Genomic DNA, 2,978 nt, shown 5'->3' with positions numbered 1-2,978 from the left:
AAAACGCGAACCACCAAAGAGTGCTGCGATTAATCCAGCCAGAATTGCAGTTGCGATACCTGCCTGAGCAGACATGCCAGAGGTGATGCCAAATCCAATTGCTAGAGGTAGCGCAACAATTCCTACGGTTACACCAGCGACGAGATCCTTAAAGAATTGATCTCGTCCTTGCCAGAATTCGGAAAGTTTCAAAATTACTTCTTTTTACGAACCTTATTGACCGCCTTGGAGACGTGATGCTTCGTGCGGTTGAGAAGAACTTCAGCCCAGGCAAACTCAGTAGCAAGAAGTGCGAAGCCTGCAATCAGGAGTGGGATTCCTGGTATCACCGGTAGAACCAAACCAGTGAGCCCTAAAACTACGAGAGTGCCACCAACGGTTGCGGCAATTACCCAACGCAGAGGATGAGGGAGGCGCTTCCAATTGTTCTTCACCCAGAGCCATCGTGTGCGCATGAGATGAGTTTATGCTCGCTTCCTTTGAAAAACTTGTGCGGAGGATGAGGGATTTGAACCCTCGATAGGTTTCCCTATACACGCTTTCCAAGCGTGCGCACTCGGCCGCTATGCGAATCCTCCCGCGCTCAATCCAGGCGGGCCCAGATCGAACTGGCTAAGGGTAGCGGTGTGAGAAGTCGGTTCTGACACATAAGATTGGCTCAGATCTCCGGTGCGACGGCCGTCGTGCTGAACTCCCCCAGGGTAGGAATACAGCAAGGGCAGGTGCGTTCTGTCGGGTGCACCGGAGGTCCTAACAATCTAGATCCTTGGTCCAACTAGAAGTGAGTTGAGTCCGAGCAATCGAAGGGTATGAATATGAGCCTGGCTCTCTATCGAAAGTATCGTCCATCTGTATTCGCAGATGTCATTGGACAAGAACACGTCACTGTTCCACTTTCAAATGCCCTCGAATCCGGCAAGACCCACCACGCATATCTCTTTAGCGGTCCACGTGGTTGCGGCAAAACATCTTCTGCGCGAATCATGGCGCGCTCGCTTAATTGCGAGAAAGGCCCAACACCCACACCATGTGGCGAATGCCAATCCTGTAAAGATTTAGTGGCAAACGGTCCAGGTTCCCTTGATGTCATCGAACTCGATGCTGCCACACATGGATTGGTCGATGATGCCCGCGATCTTCGCGATAAAGCATTCTTCGCACCGGTTCAAAGCAAGTACAAGATTTACATTATCGATGAGGCTCACCAGCTTGGTCCGGGTGCTGCAAATGCGCTTCTGAAAGTTGTAGAAGAACCTCCTGCACACGTCATCTTTATCTTTGCGACAACCGAACCAGAGAAGTTGATTTCAACTATTCGCTCTCGTACTCACCACTATCCATTCCGCCTAGTTCCTCCAGGAACCCTTGCCGCGCATTTGGAAAAGGTCTGCGAAGCAGAAGGTGTAAAGGTTGCTAAGGGCGTTATTCCTCTTGTTGTACGTGCATCTGGTGGATCTGTTCGTGATGCCCTCTCTGTACTTGGGCAGCTTCTTGCTGGTGCCGGAAAAGATGGAGTCAGTTACGAAATTGCAGTGCAGCTACTTGGATTTACCGATGGCGCACTTCTTGATGATGCGATGGATGCAATTGCAGCTCGCGATGGTGCAACTTTGTTCCAGACAGTAGATCGCGTCATCGAATCTGGTCACGACCCACGTCGCTTCACACAAGACTTACTCGAACGCCTTCGCGATTTGATGATCGTTGATGCGTTGCAGGCGACAAATGCCAATAGCATTCTGCGCGAACTTCCTGACGATCAACTAGAACGCATGCGCGTTCAAGCGCAGAATATTGGCCAGGCATCACTTTCTCGGGCTGCCGATATTGCATCCGAGGGCCTCACACAGATGCGTGGAGCAACTGCGCCTCGATTGATTCTCGAGCTAATTTGCGGGCGTATTTTGCTGCCTATCGGAGATACATCTGAGGCAGGTTTGCTCTCACGTATCGAACGTCTCGAGCGCGTTGAAAACATTGCCCCATCTGCTTCTGTCCCAACACCCAAGAAGATTGATTCGTCGAGCCCTATCGTTCCGACAGAGCCTCGACTTAATCAATCTTCCCCGGCGAAAGAGCCAGACCCTGCGGATTATGTTTCTAAGATCACCGCGGAAGCCGTTCGTGAGACCAAACCTGTAGAAAAAATTGTTGATCAAAAGCAAGCAGAACCGGCGAAGAAGATTGATTCGATTGATGTTGCAGGACTTCGTCGCATGTGGCCAGAGGTCATCGAAAATGTGAAGAAGCGCCGCCGACTCACCTGGTCACTCTTAAGTGCAAGCGCACAGATTCTCGGTGTCGACGATAAGAACATCACTATCGGAATCGTCAATGCCGGTGCACGTGATTCATTCTTACGCAGCGAATCCGATGCGATTCTGCGCGATGCCTTTATTGAGATTGTTGGTTTGGATCGCAAAATCGAGGTGACGGTTGATCCAAGTATTGATACCTCAACTCCAGAGGCAAAGGCTGTGCGCACAACTGAAGCTCCAAATGATCCAACACAATTAACAGGTGCAGCACTTCTTGCAGCCGAACTCGGTGCAACCATCATTAGCGAAACAAAGCACATCTAATGTCAACAGGAATGTATGAAGGTGCGATTCAAGATCTGATTGATGCCCTGGGTCGCTTGCCAGGTATCGGACCAAAGTCAGCTCAACGTATTGCTTTCCATATCCTGCAATCAGATGAAGAGATTGCTAATTCATTAGTCGAAGCAGTTCGCACAGTTAAAGATCGCGTGAAGTTCTGTACTGAATGTGGAAACGTTTCGGAGGAAACTCAGTGCCGCATCTGCCGCGACCCACGTCGCGATCCATCGAAGATTTGTGTCGTTGAAGAGTCCAAAGATGTCATCGCCATTGAGCGCACTCGCGAATTCCGCGGCAAGTATCACGTCTTGGGTGGAGCAATCAGCCCTATCGATGGCATCGGTCCCGATCAACTCCGAATTCGCGAACTGATGCAGC

Annotated in this window: 4 protein-coding genes, 1 tRNA gene and 1 other RNA gene; 3 read left to right on the top strand and 3 right to left on the bottom strand. The window is 50.5% G+C overall.

Annotated features, from left to right (window positions below; genetic code table 11):
* From ACKOVI_RS03585 to ACKOVI_RS03575, 3 genes are all read right to left on the bottom strand, one after another.
* The coding region (locus ACKOVI_RS03585) for a SulP family inorganic anion transporter (RefSeq protein ID WP_509602658.1) at window positions 1–192 on the bottom strand (192 nt) is incomplete at its 3' end.
* A 2-nt stretch (window positions 193–194) separates the two neighbouring features.
* Window positions 195–455, bottom strand: coding sequence for a PGPGW domain-containing protein (locus ACKOVI_RS03580; protein ID WP_509602657.1), 261 nt, complete (start codon window positions 453–455; stop codon window positions 195–197).
* 38 nt (window positions 456–493) lie between these two features.
* Window positions 494–578, bottom strand: a tRNA-Ser gene (locus tag ACKOVI_RS03575).
* 80 nt (window positions 579–658) lie between these two features.
* Here ACKOVI_RS03575 and ffs point away from each other — a divergent pair.
* From ffs to recR, 3 genes are all read left to right on the top strand, one after another.
* Window positions 659–756: signal recognition particle sRNA small type (gene ffs, locus ACKOVI_RS03570), an RNA gene on the top strand.
* 59 nt (window positions 757–815) lie between these two features.
* Entirely contained in the window at window positions 816–2,582 is a 1,767-nt protein-coding gene (locus ACKOVI_RS03565; RefSeq protein WP_509602656.1) for a DNA polymerase III subunit gamma and tau, read from the top strand.
* Window positions 2,583–2,593: 11 nt separating this feature from the next.
* The coding region (recR, locus tag ACKOVI_RS03560; RefSeq protein ID WP_509602659.1) for a recombination mediator RecR at window positions 2,594–2,978 on the top strand (385 nt) is incomplete at its 3' end.

The organism is Candidatus Planktophila sp., from assembly GCF_046070465.1.
In the GTDB taxonomy this organism is placed as follows: domain Bacteria; phylum Actinomycetota; class Actinomycetes; order Nanopelagicales; family Nanopelagicaceae; genus Planktophila.
Note: the sequence above shows the minus strand (reverse complement) of the source record. Positions and strands in the feature narration are given on the sequence as shown.